Annotated in this window: 13 protein-coding genes and 1 tRNA gene; 4 read left to right on the top strand and 10 right to left on the bottom strand. The window is 65.9% G+C overall.

Annotated features, from left to right (window positions below):
* Positions 1-2: 2 nt before the first annotated feature.
* The 3 genes from pyrH to rpsB all read right to left on the bottom strand — a co-directional run bounded on the left by pyrH (position 3) and on the right by rpsB (position 2,723).
* The gene (pyrH, locus tag NMD1_RS17430) at positions 3-725 is read right to left on the bottom strand and encodes a UMP kinase (protein ID WP_124810312.1); all 723 of its coding nucleotides are present in this window, start codon (positions 723-725) and stop codon (positions 3-5) included.
* A 186-nt stretch (positions 726-911) separates the two neighbouring features.
* Positions 912-1,838, bottom strand: coding sequence for a translation elongation factor Ts (gene tsf, locus NMD1_RS17435; protein ID WP_125955971.1), 927 nt, complete (start codon positions 1,836-1,838; stop codon positions 912-914).
* 129 nt (positions 1,839-1,967) lie between these two features.
* Positions 1,968-2,723: a 30S ribosomal protein S2 gene (gene rpsB, locus NMD1_RS17440; protein ID WP_124810310.1), complete on the bottom strand. Its 756-nt coding sequence runs from the start codon at positions 2,721-2,723 to the stop codon at positions 1,968-1,970.
* A gap of 430 nt (positions 2,724-3,153) precedes the next feature.
* On the opposite strand from rpsB, the gene NMD1_RS17445 reads away from it, so the two are divergent.
* The gene (locus NMD1_RS17445) at positions 3,154-3,429 is read left to right on the top strand and encodes a hypothetical protein (RefSeq protein ID WP_125955973.1); all 276 of its coding nucleotides are present in this window, start codon (positions 3,154-3,156) and stop codon (positions 3,427-3,429) included.
* Here the strand turns inward: NMD1_RS17445 and NMD1_RS17450 are convergent.
* The 3 genes from NMD1_RS17450 to NMD1_RS17460 form a co-directional block, all read right to left on the bottom strand.
* On the bottom strand, positions 3,377-4,192 hold the full coding sequence (locus NMD1_RS17450) for a phosphatidylcholine/phosphatidylserine synthase (protein ID WP_194917357.1): 816 nt from the start codon (positions 4,190-4,192) through the stop codon (positions 3,377-3,379). The two genes, NMD1_RS17445 and NMD1_RS17450, sit on opposite strands and share 53 nt — an antisense overlap.
* A 44-nt stretch (positions 4,193-4,236) precedes the next feature.
* The gene (locus NMD1_RS17455; protein WP_124810308.1) at positions 4,237-4,986 is read right to left on the bottom strand and encodes a phosphatidylserine decarboxylase; all 750 of its coding nucleotides are present in this window, start codon (positions 4,984-4,986) and stop codon (positions 4,237-4,239) included.
* A 180-nt stretch (positions 4,987-5,166) separates the two neighbouring features.
* A tRNA-Tyr gene (locus tag NMD1_RS17460) sits at positions 5,167-5,252 on the bottom strand.
* Positions 5,253-5,432: 180 nt separating this feature from the next.
* On the opposite strand from NMD1_RS17460, the gene rlmB reads away from it, so the two are divergent.
* Together rlmB and NMD1_RS17470 are read left to right on the top strand one after the other, a co-directional pair.
* Positions 5,433-6,275 carry a 23S rRNA (guanosine(2251)-2'-O)-methyltransferase RlmB gene (gene rlmB, locus NMD1_RS17465; protein ID WP_124810307.1) on the top strand — a complete coding sequence of 281 codons (843 nt, stop codon included), beginning with the start codon at positions 5,433-5,435 and terminating at the stop codon, positions 6,273-6,275.
* A 17-nt stretch (positions 6,276-6,292) separates the two neighbouring features.
* Positions 6,293-7,144 (top strand): hypothetical protein, encoded by an 852-nt coding sequence (locus tag NMD1_RS17470; protein WP_125955978.1) that lies wholly within the window; start codon positions 6,293-6,295, stop codon positions 7,142-7,144.
* Positions 7,145-7,270: 126 nt separating this feature from the next.
* Here NMD1_RS17470 and NMD1_RS17475 read toward each other — a convergent pair whose 3' ends face one another.
* The 4 genes from NMD1_RS17475 to NMD1_RS17490 form a co-directional block, all read right to left on the bottom strand.
* The gene (locus tag NMD1_RS17475; RefSeq protein ID WP_255352115.1) at positions 7,271-7,684 is read right to left on the bottom strand and encodes an HU family DNA-binding protein; all 414 of its coding nucleotides are present in this window, start codon (positions 7,682-7,684) and stop codon (positions 7,271-7,273) included.
* A gap of 85 nt (positions 7,685-7,769) precedes the next feature.
* The gene (lon, locus tag NMD1_RS17480) at positions 7,770-10,175 is read right to left on the bottom strand and encodes an endopeptidase La (RefSeq protein ID WP_124810305.1); all 2,406 of its coding nucleotides are present in this window, start codon (positions 10,173-10,175) and stop codon (positions 7,770-7,772) included.
* A gap of 167 nt (positions 10,176-10,342) precedes the next feature.
* On the bottom strand, positions 10,343-11,347 hold the full coding sequence (locus NMD1_RS17485) for a zinc-dependent alcohol dehydrogenase family protein (RefSeq protein ID WP_375600808.1): 1,005 nt from the start codon (positions 11,345-11,347) through the stop codon (positions 10,343-10,345).
* A 20-nt stretch (positions 11,348-11,367) separates the two neighbouring features.
* Positions 11,368-11,928, bottom strand: a complete 561-nt coding sequence (locus NMD1_RS17490; RefSeq protein ID WP_125955981.1) for an HdeD family acid-resistance protein — start codon at positions 11,926-11,928, stop codon at positions 11,368-11,370.
* 174 nt (positions 11,929-12,102) lie between these two features.
* On the opposite strand from NMD1_RS17490, the gene nikR reads away from it, so the two are divergent.
* On the top strand, positions 12,103-12,573 hold the full coding sequence (nikR, locus tag NMD1_RS17495) for a nickel-responsive transcriptional regulator NikR (protein WP_125955983.1): 471 nt from the start codon (positions 12,103-12,105) through the stop codon (positions 12,571-12,573).
* Positions 12,574-12,592 lie beyond the last annotated feature (19 nt).

A 12,592-nucleotide genomic window follows, 5' to 3' on the forward strand; every position in this document is an offset into this window, starting at 1 on the left:
GGTCAGGCTTCCTTCTGCACGATGGTCTGCGTCCCCTCACCCGCCAGCACGCGGGCAAGATTGCCCTGCTCGCGGATCGAGAACACGACGATGGGAATGTGGTTATCGCGGCAAAGCGCCACCGCGCTGGCGTCCATCACCTGCAGGTTGGTTGCCAGGACGGTGTCGTAATCCACGGTTTCATAACGCTTTGCCGAAGGATTCTTCTTCGGATCGGCATCGTACACGCCGTCGACGCTGGTGCCCTTGAGCAGTGCGTCGCACTGCATTTCGGCCGCGCGCAACGCCGCGCCGCTGTCGGTGGTGAAATAGGGCGCGCCCACCCCGGCGGCGAAGATCACCACGCGGCCCTTTTCCAGGTGGCGTTCGGCGCGACGGCGGATCACCGGCTCGCACACCGCGTCCATCTGTATGGCGGACTGCACGCGCGTGTGCACGCCCAGCTTTTCGAGCGAGGACTGCATCGCCAGCGCGTTCATCACCGTGGCCAGCATACCCATGTAATCGGCCTGCGCCCGGTCCATGCCCTTGGCGGCCCCCGCCATGCCGCGAAAGATGTTGCCCCCGCCGATTACGAGGCACAGTTCGACGCCGGTATCCTTTACCGCCTTCACCTCGGCGGCCAGGCGATCGACGAAATCGGTATCGATGCCAAACTGCTGGTTCCCCATCAGCACCTCGCCCGAAAGCTTGAGCAGGATGCGCTTGAACTTGGGGAGGCTCATGGGAACGGGGTACTCGCAAACGGGGGTAAACGCGGCCCTTATACGCGGATGGACCGCGCTGCCAAGGGTGGCGTGGCCGGCCATGGTGGCGGCCGCATACAGCGATCCCCGCGCCGGCGGGGAGAACGAGCCGGAGCAATACCGGCAACGCCTCCCCCGCCCGCGCGGGGACGTGCTGTTCAGAACTTACTTGATGCCGGCAGCGGCGGCGACTTCGGCGGCAAAATCGCTTTCTTCCTTCTCGATGCCTTCACCAAGCTGGAAGCGGACATAGTCCACCAGCGCGATCTTGGTGCCGGCGGCCTTGCCCGCCTGCTCCACCACCTGCGCGATCGGAGTCTTGTTGTCCATCACGAACAGCTGCGAAAGCAGCGCGTTTTCCTTGGCGTACTTCGAGACCGCGCCGTCGACCATCTTGGCCTGCACTTCAGCGGGCTTGCCACTTTCAGCCGCCTTTTCGGCCGCGATCTTGCGTTCGCGGGCGATCAGTTCGGCGTCGAGATCGTCGGCGGTCAGCGCCAGCGGGAACGCGGCGGCGATGTGCATCGCGATCTGCTTGCCCAGCGGCTCCAGCACATCGGCGCCGGCTTCGGATTCGAGCGCGACGAGCACGCCGATCTTGCCAAGGTTCGGCGCGGCGGCATTGTGCATGTAGGGCACGACCACGCCGTTCGTCACGGCGACGTGCTTGATGCGGCGCAGCTGCTGGTTCTCACCGATGGTGGCGACGTTGTTGGTCAGCTTGTCGGCAACCGTGCCGCCATCGGGATAGGCGGCGGCCTTCAGCGCCTCGACATCGGCAGCGGCGGTGTTCAGCGCCACTTCGGTGGCCTTGCGCACGAAGTCCTGGAACTGATCGTTCTTGGCGACGAAATCGGTTTCCGAGTTGACTTCGACGGCAACGCCCTTGGTTCCGGCAACGGCCACGCCAACGAGACCTTCGGCGGCGGTGCGGCTGGACTTCTTGGCGGCGGCAGCCAGGCCCTTGGCGCGCAGCGCGTCGACCGCGGCTTCGAAATCGCCGCCGGATTCGTCCAGCGCCTTCTTGCAGTCCATCATGCCGGCGCCAGTGCGCTCGCGCAGGTTCTTCACGTCAGCGGCGGTATAAGCCATCGCGTTGATCCTTCTGTTCTTCAAACGGGTGAGGCCGCAGCAATCCGCTGCGGCCCGTAAGTCTTGTCCGGGTCAATTCGGTGACGGCCCGGACGGGCCGCCCCGATCATCGACCGGCGGCGCCGGGGCTCAGGCCTCGACAGCTTCCTCGGCCAGCGGCTCGGCCAGCGCGCCGAAATCCGCACCCGAAGCAATGGCGGCATCACGGCCACCCTTGGTGGCGGCGGCGGCCACCGCTTCGCAGTAGAGGCGGATCGCGCGGCTGGCGTCGTCGTTCGCCGGGATCGGGAAGGCGATGCCTTCGGGCGAGACATTCGAATCGAGAATGGCAACGACCGGAATGCCCAGCACGTTGGCTTCCTTGATCGCCAGTTCTTCCTTGTTGGCGTCGATCACGAACATCACGTCCGGAATGCCGCCCATGTCGCGGATGCCGCCCAGCGACAGTTCGAACTTGTCGCGTTCGCGGGTCAGCTGAAGGACTTCCTTCTTGGTCAGACCGGCGGTGTCGCCCGCAAGCTGTTCTTCCAGCGCCTTGAAACGCTTGATCGACTGGCTGATCGTCTTCCAGTTGGTGAGCATGCCGCCCAGCCAGCGGTGGTTGACGAAGTGCTGGCCCGAAGCGCGCGCGGCCTGCGCGATCTGCTCCTGCGCCTGGCGCTTGGTGCCGACGAACAGCACCTTGCCGCCGGCCTGCACGGTGGCCGAGATGAAATCGAGCGCGCGCGCGAACAGCGGCACGGTCTGCGACAGGTCAAGGATGTGGATGCCGTTGCGGGCGCCGAAGATGTACGGCTTCATCCGCGGATTCCAGCGGTGGGTCTGGTGGCCGAAGTGCGCACCGGCCTCGATAAGTTGCTGCATCGTGACGACAGGAGCCGCCATAGGTATTTCCTTTCCGGTTCAAGCCTCCGGGAAACTGGAACCAGGCGGAGATCCCGCCACGGCACCGGTATGTGCGTTTCCCGTGTGGATTACCGTCTCTCATGCAAGGGGCACCTGCCCCTGCACCGTCCGGCGCTGGCGCCCCTTAGAGCAAGTGCGGAAAGAAATCCACCTCGAATTTGCTGGCGCGCGACCGGCCGGTTCCGACGGCGAGGACAGCGTCACGCCGACGATCTCGACTTCCGTCTGTCGCACGCAAAAAACGCCGCACGGCATTTTCCGCTTGACGATACAGAACAAAAAGAGAACATAAGGGGCATTACGGCATCCGGTAAGGAACCGTTAACCATATTCCGAGTTATCCACATGATGTCCACAGGCTGTCAAGGCGAACCTTGGCCGGGGACACAGGGTCGAAAGGCTGGTTGTCATGCTTGGTGTTCTTGTCTCGCTGCTTTTTGCCGGTGCCGGCCTTCTGGCCATCGGTGCGATCGGGGCGACCGTAACCGCGCAAGCCGGTGCGGTGCGCGGCCTGTTGCGCCAATCGCGTGCCGGCGTGGCGCACCGGGAATACTGCGTCAGCATCGTGTCGGACATGCCGGCAGTCGCGCCTGCGGCGGGATGCGGTCCGCGCCGCGCCGCAGTCCGCTCGATCAGGCGGACGGCGGAACGGCGGATCGCCCCTGCCCGCCGCGCAGCCGCCTGACGCGCGCATAGCGCACCACGCCCACCGGCACGAGCGCGAGATAGATCCCGCAGATACCCACCAGCGTCAACCACGGTTCCGTCAGCAGCGCGGCAATCACCAGCCCGAACAGCGCGATCACTTCCAGGCGGATGGCGCGGCGCGGGCGCAACGCGGTCCAACCCAGAGTGGCCATGTTGGATATCATCAGGAACGCGATCAGCGCCGCCCATACTCCGACGAACATCGGGTAGCGGAATTCCTCGCGCCCGCTGGCAATCCACAGGTACAGCGGCAGCATGGCCAGCCCCGCACCTACGGGCGCCGGCACACCCGTCAGGAAACCGGCTGATTTATGCGGTTGGTCCGCCATGTCGATCCGGGCGTTGAAGCGGGCCAGCCGCAACGCGCAGCACACCGCCAGCGCCAGTGCGGCGAACCAGCCGAAGCGCGGTTCGGTCTGCAACGACCACAGATAGAGGATCAGGGCAGGCGCGACGCCGAACGAAATCGCGTCCGACAGGCTGTCCAGTTCGGCGCCGAAGCGCGACTGCGCCTTCATCATCCGCGCCACGCGCCCATCGATGCCATCGAGAATGCCGGCGATGATCACCGCCATCACCGCGCGTTCGAAATCGCCGTTGATGGCAAAGCGGATGCCGGTCAGCCCCGAACAGAGCGCGGCGGAGGTGATCGCGTTGGGCACCAGCGCGCGCAGGGTCAATCCGCGCGGAAGGCGGGTGCGGCCGAAGTCCTCGCCGTCCGGCAGAGCTTCGCCATTCACGTCAAACGTCTCTTCGGGCTCCGCCGACGGCGCAGGCCCGGAGGTCACTGGCTGACGCCCTCGATCATCGGCGCCTGCCCGATCTCGGCCAGCACGGTTTCGCCGGCGATCACCCGCTGCCCCATCAGCACCTTGGGTTCGGTGCCTTCGGGCAGATAGACATCGACGCGGCTGCCGAAGCGAATCAGACCGACGCGCTGGCCGGCGGCGACAATGTCCCCGCCCTTCACGAACGGCACGATACGCCGGGCGATCAGCCCCGCGATCTGTGTGAACCCGATCTGCACCCCGTCGCTGCGCTCGACCAGGAAATGCTGACGCTCGTTCTCCTCGCTGGCCTTGTCGAGATCGGCGTTGAGGAACTTGCCGGGGATATAGACCACACGCCGGATCGTGCCGCCAATCGGCGACCGGTTGATGTGGACGTCGAACACGCTCATGAAAATGGACACGCGGGTCACCGGCGTTTCCGCCATGCCCTTCGCACCCGATCCGTCATCGGCGGTCAATTCGCGCGGCGGCGGCACCTTCTGGATCAGCGTGATCAAGCCATCGGCGGGCGACACCACGAATCGGTCATCGCGCGGCGTAACGCGCAGCGGATCGCGAAAGAAGGCGAGGATGCCGACGGTGAGGAACGCCAGCGGCCAGGCCAGCGTTTCCCACGCCATGACCGCGCTGCCTAGGCTCAGCGCAGCGGAAACAAGCGCGAACTTGCGTCCTTCGGGGTGAATGGCTGGCCAGCTCCAGCCGGCGCTGCCGCGACCGCGGTTGTCAAGAATATCTCCGGGCATGGGGCTCATCTACGGGTTGGCGCGCAAAGCGGCAAGGGCAGGTTCCGGACCGGCGGTCGCAACGGGGGCCTGCCTCGTGGAAAAAGCCCGACCTATCGCCAACCGAACGGACAATCGAAAGACCGGTCGCGCGGACCGGCCACCGGCCTTCACGGCCAATGCGGCGAGAAGAAGCAGCGGTGGTGGACAGGGCTAGATTCGAACTAGCGTACGCTTGCGCGGGCAGATTTACAGTCTGCTGCCTTTAACCACTCGGCCACCTGTCCACACCAGTGCTGCCGGTGCGAGGGTTCCCCGGATAACGGGTCCGCCTCTGATTTGAGACCCCCGCGAAGGGGCCGTCCGGCCGAGAGGCGGCCCCTTTGGCGAAGCATCGCTTGCCTGTCAATGGGGCGACTGGCAGGAGGCGCACGATATTTTCGCATTCCAGCATAAAGGTACTCTCCATGGCCGCTCCCCACGATCATCGCGAAGCCCGGCAAGACGGACAGCGCAAGGGCCGCGCCCTACGCGGCCGCGCGGGGCGGATGCAGGGCGGACGGGGTAGCGGACGCGGCAGCCAGGGCACCGTGCGCCTGTGGGGCCGCCACGCTGTGGAAGCCGCACTGACGAATCCCGATCGCGTGGCCAAGAAACTGTGGGGCACGCGCGAAGCGATCCAGGCGATGCTCGACGATCACGACGCCGAACTGCCCGCGTCGCTGCCGGTGGAATACGCGCAGGCCGCCGATCTCGGCCGGCTGGTGGCGCGCGATGCGCCGCACCAGGGCCTTGTGCTCGAATGCCTGCCGCTGGACGACGTGGCGCTCGACGACGTGCTGGACGAAGCCGACGGCAAGACGCTGGTGCTGCTCGACCAGGTCACCGATCCGCACAACGTGGGCGCCATCCTGCGCAGTTGCGCGGCGTTCGGCGTGGCGGCGATCGTCACGCAGGATCGCCATGCCCCGCCCGAATCGGGCACGCTGGCGAAATCGGCCTCGGGCGCGCTCGAAACGGTGCCGTGGGTGCGCGTGGTAAACCTCGCCCGCGCGCTGGAGGATATCGCCGAGGCAGGATACTGGCGGATCGGCCTGGACGGCGATGGCAAGGATGCCTTCCCGCAGGCGGTGCCCTCCGGGCCGGTCGCGCTCGTGCTGGGGGCCGAGGGCGAAGGGCTTCGGCACAACGTGGCGCAGCATTGCGATTCGATCGCCCGCCTGCCGATCTCCTCGGCGATCGAAAGTCTCAACGTGTCCAACGCCGCCGCGATCGCGCTCTATGCGATCGCCACGCGCACGACCGACTGAACCGGAAGGAGCACATCGTGAGCACAAAGCGCCTGTTCACCGGTACGCTGCTGGTGCTGGCATCGCTGGTACTGGCCGCCTGCATGTTGCTGCCCGGCAAGTTCGGATCGGATCTCACCCTGCACCGCGACGGCACGTTCAGCTTCACCTACAAGGGCGAGATTTTCCTGCTTCCGCTGTCGAAGCTGGCGCAGGACAAGCCGGCCGGCACGGGCGAGAAGAAGCCGTTCACCCCTTCTCCCTGCCGGGATGAAGGCAGTCAGGCCAGCCGGCCCTGCACCAAGGCCGAAGTCGACGCGCAGCGTGCCGCGTGGGACGTCGCGCAGCCCGGGGCATCGCAGCGCGACGCGGAGAACGAACGCATGGCCAAGGCCTGGCTCGGCGGGCTGGACCCGTCCGATCCGAAGGCTGCCGATGCGTTCGCGGAACGCCTGTCACGCCAGGCGGGCTGGAAATCGGTGATCAATCGCGGCGACGGGCGGTTCGAAGTGGAATATGCCGCCAACGGACGGCTCGACCACGATTTCAGCTTCCCGATGATCGAACGGATGCCGGCGGTGGTACCCTTCGTCACGATGATCCGCCGCGCCGACGGCAGCGTGCGGATCGATGCCCCCGCCTTCGCCAGCAGCGCTTCCGCATCGCCACTCATGGCGATGCTGGCGGAAGTGGCCAAGGACAAGGCCAAAGGAGGGACCAGCCCCCTGCCGCAGATCGACGGCACGTTCACGCTGCGTACCGACGGCGCGATCCTGGCCAACAACACCGACGAAGGCGCCCGGCCCGATCCAGCGGGGCAGCGGCTGGACTGGAAGATCGATGTCCGGACGGCCGCAATGCCAACGGCACTGATCCGGCTCGATCGATAAGCTTTACCCCAAAAAGAAAAACCGCGCCGATCGCATGACCGGCGCGGTTTTTCTGTGCTCGGACTTCCAGCAACGGCCGGGCTTCTGCCGGCGCGACCCGTTCGCGCCAGGCGGCCCGGCTCGTTATCAGTTCACCGCGTCCTTCAGGCCCTTGCCGGCCTTGAACTTCGGCTGCGACGAGGCCTTGATCGACATCGGCTCACCCGTGCGCGGGTTACGGCCGGTCGAAGCCTTGCGCTTGGCGACCGAGAACGTGCCAAAACCGACCAGACGCACTTCGTCGCCCTTCGAGAGCGCCCCAGAGATGGAATCGAAAACGGCTTCCACCGCCTTCGTGGCATCACCTTTCGAGAGGCCGCTGGCATCGGCGACAGCGCTGATCAAATCGTTTTTGTTCATTGCGGAACCCCCTACCTTTTCTTGGGAAAACTGCGGTTTCGGAATCGCCTTTCGGGTGCGCGGGAATTGAGCGGAGAAAGAATCCGCTGTCAAAGACAAAAGCAACGAGAAACGTTGAATTTGTCTCAAAAACCAACGCATTTCCCGCAAACGGAAAGGCGCACCCCCATGCGGAGATGCGCCCCCTGGTGATTGCGGCTTCGCGGACGTCCCGCGAAGGAGACCGTCAGTGCGCGGTGGTGGAGGCCGGCTGGCCTCCCACAGCGGCTCCGGGCTGGCTCGCCAGATCGTCCGCTTCGGTCCACTCGATCGGCTCCAGCGGCCCGGCCAGCGCCAGCGCGAGCACCTCGTCCACGTGCTTTACCGGAACGATCTCAAGCCCTTCACGGATGTTGGCCGGAATCTCGGCCAGATCCTTGCGGTTCTCTTCCGGGATCAGCACGGTCTTGATGCCACCGCGCAGCGCGGCGAGCAGCTTTTCCTTGAGACCGCCGATCGCCAGCACGCGCCCGCGCAGCGTCACCTCGCCGGTCATCGCCACGTCCGCACGGACGGGGATGCCGGCCAGGGTCGAGACCATTGCCGTGACCATGCCGATGCCCGCGCTCGGCCCGTCCTTGGGCACCGCGCCTTCGGGCAAGTGGATGTGCAGGTCCTTGCGCGCGAAAATCGAAGGCTTGATGCCATAAGCCGGGCTGCGCGCCTTGACGAAGCTGAACGCCATCTGGACGCTTTCGCTCATCACCTCGCCCAGCTTGCCGGTCGTGCGCACGCCTCCCTTGCCGGGCACCGTCACGCTTTCGATCGTCAGCAGTTCGCCGCCCACCTCGGTCCACGCCAGCCCGGTTACCGCGCCAACCTGGTTTTCCTCGTCGGAAACGCCATGGCGGAACTTGCGCACACCGGCATAGTCGGCGAGGTTTTCAGGCGTCACGGAGACGGCCTTGGCCTTGCCTTCCAGAATCTGGCGCAGCGACTTGCGCGCCAGCCGGGCAATCTCGCGCTCCAGCGTGCGCACGCCGGCCTCGCGGGTGTAATAGCGGATCAGGTCGCGCAGCCCGGATTCGGTCAGCTCGAACTCGCCCTTCTTCAATCCGTGCGCCTCGACCTGCTTGCCCACCAGATGGCGTTGCGCGATCTCGACCTTCTCGTCTTCGGTATACCCTTCGAGCCGGATGATCTCCATGCGATCGAGCAGCGGCTGCGGCAGGTTGAGGCTGTTCGCGGTGCAGACGAACATCACGTCCGACAGGTCCACGTCGAGTTCCAGGTAATGATCCTGGAACTTGGCGTTCTGTTCGGGATCGAGCACTTCGAGCAGCGCGGACGCCGGATCGCCGCGGAAATCCTGTCCCAGCTTGTCGATCTCGTCGAGCAGGAACAGCGGGTTCGAGGTGCCCGCCTTGCGCAGGTTGGTCACGATCTTGCCCGGCAGCGAGCCGATGTAGGTGCGCCGGTGGCCGCGAATTTCCGCCTCGTCGCGCACGCCGCCCAGCGACTGGCGCACGAACTGGCGCCCGGTGGCCTTGGCGATCGACTTGCCCAGCGAGGTCTTGCCCACGCCCGGAGGGCCGACGAGGCACAGGATCGGCCCCTTCAACTTGTTGGTGCGCGCCTGCACGGCGAGATACTCGACGATGCGGTCCTTGACCTTGTCGAGCGCGTAGTGGTCCGCATCGAGGACCGACTGCGCCGCCGCGATATCCTTCTTCAGCTTGCTGCGCTTGCCCCACGGCAGGCCCAGCAGCACGTCGAGGTAATTGCGGATGACCGTGGCCTCGGCGCTCATCGGCTGCATGGTCTTGAGCTTCTTCAGCTCCGCCTGCGCCTTGGCGCGTGCTTCCTTGGGAAGCTTGAGCCGGTCGATCTTGTCTTGCAGTTCCTGAATCTCGTTGGCTTCACCATCGTCGCTGCCGCCGAGTTCGGACTGGATAGCCTTCAACTGTTCGTTGAGGTAATATTCGCGCTGCGTCTTCTCCATCTGCCGCTTCACGCGGCCACGGATCTTCCTTTCGACCTGGAGCACGCCGAGTTCGCCTTCCATGAAGGAAAGCACCATCTCGAGCCGCTTGAGCGGATCGTTCTCGGACAGCAGCGCCTGCTTGTCGGACACCTTGGCCGCGATCTGACCGGCAACGGCGTCGGCAAGCGGGCCCGCTTCGGTGATCTCGCCAAGCTGGCCGGCGGCATCGGGCGAAAGCTTCTTCGACAGCTTGGCATATTCGCCAAACTGCTCGACGACCTGGCGCATCATCGCCTCGATCTCGGTACTTTCGGCCTCGATCGCGTCGATCGTTTCCACCTGCGCCATCAGCACTTCGCCGTTGGCGCCGGTTTCGGGGGTCAGCGCTTCCAGCCGCGCGCGGCTTGTGCCTTCGACCAGCACGCGCACGGTGCCATCGGGCAGCTTCAGCAGCTGCAGCACCTTGGCAATGACGCCGGTATCGTACAGGTCATCCCGATCGGGATCGTCGCAGCCGGGATCGAGCTGGGCGAGCAGGAAAATATCGCGTTCGCCCGCCATCGCGGCTTCCAGCGCCGCGACCGACTTCGCGCGACCGACGAACAGGGGCACGACCATGCCCGGAAAGACAACAATGTCGCGCAGGGGAAGCAAGGGGTACAGATTCATCAGCAACTTTTCCGTCTGTCCCGGATCAGGGCGCCGGGTTTGAGCAGGATATGGGAGGGCATTCCCGCGCCCGCAATGGCAAAACGCATAACGGCTGTGGATCGGTGCTTTTCAGCCACTCCGCGCATTCCGTCCGCGCCAGCCTGCAATGACAAGGTCAACGCGCTTCATCCCTCGGGCAGCAGCACCGCCGCGCCCTGCAGCGCGCCCGAACGCAGCCGGGCCAAAGCCTCATCGGCCTGCGCCAGCGGGAAGGTCTCGGTCACGGAACGGATGCCGGCTTGCTCGGCAACCGCGAAGAACGAAACGCCATCCTCGCGCGTCAGGTTGGCGACGGACAGGATCTGCCGCTCCTCCCACAGGTCGGCATAGGGAAAGGCGGGAATGTCGCTCATGTAGATGCCAGCGCAGACCACGCGCCCGCCCTTTCGCACCGCCTTGAGCGCCTGCGGCACCAGATCGCCCACCGGCGCGAAGATCAGCGCGGCGTCGAGCGGTTCGGGCGGCATCTCGTCCGATCCGCCGACCCAGACGCAGCCAAGCGAGCGGGCAAAGGCCTGCCCCGCCGCATCGTCGGGCTTGGTGAAGCCGTGGACCGTCCGCCCCTGCCAGACCGCCACTTGCGCCAGAATGTGCGCCGCCGCGCCGAAGCCGTAGAGGCCGATTACCTTGCCCTCGCCCGCCAGCCGCAACGCGCGCCAGCCGATCAGACCGGCGCACAGCAGCGGCGCGGCCTCGACGTCGGAAAAGCAATCGGGCAGCGCGAAGCAGAAATGCGCGTCCGCCACGGTATGCGTGGCGTAGCCTCCGTCGCGCGTGGCTCCGGTGAACGCGGGCGCATCGCACAGGTTCTCGCGCCCGCCGGTGCAATAGGGGCACGTTCCACAGGTATGGCCAAGCCAGGGCACGCCCACGCGCTGGCCTACGGCAAAACCTGTCACGCCTTCGCCCAGCGCCAGAACGCGCCCAACGATCTCGTGCCCCGGGATGACCGGATAGCGCGCCTTCACCTCGCCATCGAGGACGTGAAGGTCCGTGCGGCACACGCCACAGGCGCTTACCGCGATCAGCAGTTCGTTCGGGCCGGGCGCGGGAACCGCCCGCTCTATGCGCCTGAGCGGACGCCCCGTCGCCTCGATCTCCATCGCGACCATGATCTCAGACTTGTCCACGGGCCCATCCACAGGGTTATTCACAGGCGGACGGCTCGCAAGGCAAAACCAGCGAGCAGCAGCATGAAGCCCTGCAGGAACAGGTCCACCGCCAACACCAGCCCCAGCACCCAGATCGTGTTCCACGGCCAGCCAAGTGCCAGCACCAGCGCCACGCCGATGCTGACGAGGCCGGAGAGTAGCAGCCAGCCCCACCCCCGCTCGCGCATGGCGAAGGCAACATAGGCGCGGACGAGCCCCGATGCGGCAAGGCTCGCCGCCAGCAGCAGGGTCAGCACGCCGGCCGCGAACAGCGGGTCGGCCAGCGTGACGAGCGCCGCGCCCATGTAGAGCAGGCCCGACAGCGCCCACCACCATGTCCGTCCCTGGCGCCGCACGCCGAAGGCGTGGACAAGCTGGAACACGCCGCCCGCAAACATCATGACGCCCACGGTGATGGTCGCGGCCAGCGTCGCGAACATAAGATTGGCCGACGCGAGCGCGCCAAGCATGGCCAGCACCACGCCCACACCCACAAACCATCCCCAGGCCCGGCCAGGGCGGTCATCGACAATCAGACTGCTGCCTATGATCTGTGTCATCCAAAGCGGCTCCCGATGCGGTGATACGGCGAATCCGAAGGCCCCACCCTAGCATCTTTTGCGCCGGTGGCGTTGGCATCGATCAAAAGGGCGGCGGCCCTGCCGCGAGCGCCTGCGCGGAAACGAAAGCGGCGGGTTGTCTGGCCTGCCCGCCGGTGGCATCGTTGCCCCGCCATGCAGCGCATCACCATATCCGTCGACGAAACCCTTGCCACCTCGCTGGACAGCATGGCGCGCGAGAAAGGCTATTCCAGCCGTTCGGAAGCGGTGCGCGATCTGGTGCGCGGCGGACTGGAACAATGGCACAGCGAAGCGCACGCGGGCGAGCATTGCGTTGCCAACCTGTCCTATGTGGTCGAGCATCGCGTCCGCGCGCTGCCGCAACGCCTGGCGGAAATGCAGCACGCCCACCACGATCTTGTCGCCGCGCGGACCACGGTGGTGCTCGATCACTATCACAGCCTGGAAAGCGTGATCCTGAAAGGACCGACGCACGCGGTGCGGGCCTTCGCCGATGCGGTCCGCTCGGAACGCGGCGTGCGGTTCGGCGCGATCAACCTGCTGCGCGTGCAGCCCGACGATAGCCATGACCATGCGGACGATCACGTCCACCATGGCCACAACCACCTGTCGCCCACGCTTTAGCGCCCCGACCGCGCCGTCA

The organism is Novosphingobium sp. MD-1 (assembly GCF_001014975.1).
Classification (GTDB): domain Bacteria; phylum Pseudomonadota; class Alphaproteobacteria; order Sphingomonadales; family Sphingomonadaceae; genus Novosphingobium.

What these genes read in the sequence shown, in the direction of transcription:
- pyrH (WP_124810312.1), bottom strand. Translation starts at nt 725, where the DNA reads ATGAGCCTCCCCAAGTTCAAGCGCATCCTGCTCAAGCTTTCGGGCGAG.
- tsf (WP_125955971.1), bottom strand. Translation starts at nt 1,838, where the DNA reads ATGGCTTATACCGCCGCTGACGTGAAGAACCTGCGCGAGCGCACTGGC.
- rpsB (WP_124810310.1), bottom strand. Translation starts at nt 2,723, where the DNA reads ATGGCGGCTCCTGTCGTCACGATGCAGCAACTTATCGAGGCCGGTGCG.
- NMD1_RS17445 (WP_125955973.1), top strand. Translation starts at nt 3,154, where the DNA reads ATGCTTGGTGTTCTTGTCTCGCTGCTTTTTGCCGGTGCCGGCCTTCTG.
- NMD1_RS17455 (WP_124810308.1), bottom strand. Translation starts at nt 4,986, where the DNA reads ATGCCCGGAGATATTCTTGACAACCGCGGTCGCGGCAGCGCCGGCTGG.
- rlmB (WP_124810307.1), top strand. Translation starts at nt 5,433, where the DNA reads ATGGCCGCTCCCCACGATCATCGCGAAGCCCGGCAAGACGGACAGCGC.
- NMD1_RS17475 (WP_255352115.1), bottom strand. Translation starts at nt 7,684, where the DNA reads ATGCGTTGGTTTTTGAGACAAATTCAACGTTTCTCGTTGCTTTTGTCT.
- lon (WP_124810305.1), bottom strand. Translation starts at nt 10,175, where the DNA reads ATGAATCTGTACCCCTTGCTTCCCCTGCGCGACATTGTTGTCTTTCCG.
- NMD1_RS17490 (WP_125955981.1), bottom strand. Translation starts at nt 11,928, where the DNA reads ATGACACAGATCATAGGCAGCAGTCTGATTGTCGATGACCGCCCTGGC.
- nikR (WP_125955983.1), top strand. Translation starts at nt 12,103, where the DNA reads ATGCAGCGCATCACCATATCCGTCGACGAAACCCTTGCCACCTCGCTG.